Raw genomic sequence first — 1,009 nt, 5'->3', positions numbered from 1 at the left:
GTTCGCGACACAACGCCACGCAGGGGACGTCTGGGCATGGTTTCGGTGGCGGCAGTCACATCAAGCGGTTGCGGCCATTTCGCATGGGGCGAAAAGATATAATATGCAACTGTAGTACTAGTGATGATGGTCGAGCCCTCAGGCAGAGCGCCCGACATGCGCGGCCGCCCACGCAGCGGATTCGCCTCCGCATAGATGGCAGCGAGCCCCACCGTCCGGGCATCAAGACTCGGCCAGGTTTCAAGAATCTGCTCAAGCGAACGCCCCGCGGCGACGGCGGCAGCCACGTCATGGACCGGAACACGCGTGCCGCGGATGACCGGCGTGCCACCCAGAATGTCGGGCGAGATCGAGATCAGATCGCGCGCGGCAGCAAGATCTTCGACCCGCTCGCTCGTTCCCTTCGCGAAGGAGAGGAGGTTGATGGTCAGGAATTCATGACGCACCGTCCAGTCCTCACGCAGCAACGCCTTCCAGCCAAGCGCCCGCACACGCGTCAGGCGCGGCCCGGCGACCCTGATCGCAAAGAGCCGCTCTTCCGAGGTAAGGCGCCCGGCACTCTCGAAGTAGAAGGCGATGAAGGAACACGCCCCGGCCAGCACGTGCCGTCCATTGTCGCGTGACACGAACGCGTCCGGCAGGATGCGCTCATCAATCACGCGATTCACATCGCGCAGGCTCACCCGCGAGACGACGGCGGCTTCACTCGCCTTCAGCATGTCGGCAACGGCTGGCATGTGCGACCTATTTATTCTTCCGATCTATCGGAAATATAATTTCAGCGAAGGAATTTCAAGGGGGATTGACGAGAGACCCGATAAAGGGACTTGGCCGCGGCAAGGATGGCAAGTTGAGAGGTGGGCCCGAAACTCGTCCTGCGGTCCGTGGCTTAGAGTCCGTCCGAGAAGTTATCTATGATTTCCGGCTCCTTGCGATTCTGCGCATCATGATCCGGATCATCGCGAGGCGGAGGAATGCCAAAGCCATCCGTGAGAGGTTCTCGAAGTCT

General features: G+C 60.9%; 2 pseudogenes. Both read right to left on the bottom strand.

Features of this window, described 5'->3' with window-relative positions:
- Positions 1-104 precede the first annotated feature (104 nt).
- A pseudogene (locus WI697_RS27460) lies at positions 105-737 on the bottom strand (DUF433 domain-containing protein); the annotation flags it as partial.
- 24 nt (positions 738-761) lie between these two features.
- Positions 762-893 (bottom strand): annotated as a pseudogene (locus WI697_RS27545) (hypothetical protein); the annotation flags it as partial.
- Positions 894-1,009: the final 116 nt, after the last annotated feature.

The sequence above is a fragment of the Tistrella mobilis genome (genome assembly GCF_039634785.1).
In the GTDB taxonomy this organism is placed as follows: domain Bacteria; phylum Pseudomonadota; class Alphaproteobacteria; order Tistrellales; family Tistrellaceae; genus Tistrella; species Tistrella mobilis.
The sequence above is the reverse complement of the archived record's forward strand: the minus strand, read 5'-3'. Positions and strand labels throughout refer to the sequence as shown.